Consider the following 272-nt stretch of genomic DNA (forward strand, 5'->3'; position numbering starts at 1 on the left):
GTAGCACCCACCCTGGGGCCGGTGTTCCCATTGTTATGCAAAGTGCTAAATTAGCCGTTGAGGAGTTGATTAAAGATGACCAAACTAATGCCTAAATTCGAACAACATCGCACTGACTTTGCGTACTGTCAAACAATTACTAAAAGGTCTTCTAGCGCATTCTACACCGCCTTCTCGCAATTACCACTAGAACGCGCTTGGAGTATTTACGCCGTTTATGCTTTTTGTCGAACAGCCGACGACCTCGTTGATGTTGACCATGATATTGATGG

At 45.2% G+C, this 272-nt stretch carries 1 protein-coding gene; it reads left to right on the plus strand.

The features are described from left to right. Window positions 1–75: 75 nt before the first annotated feature. Window positions 76–272 (plus strand): squalene/phytoene synthase family protein (locus L9G74_RS20600; RefSeq protein ID WP_238898625.1); only part of this gene is annotated, 197 nt, incomplete at its 3' end.

The organism is Shewanella electrica (assembly GCF_022321485.1).
GTDB classification, from domain to species: Bacteria; Pseudomonadota; Gammaproteobacteria; order Enterobacterales; family Shewanellaceae; genus Shewanella; species Shewanella electrica.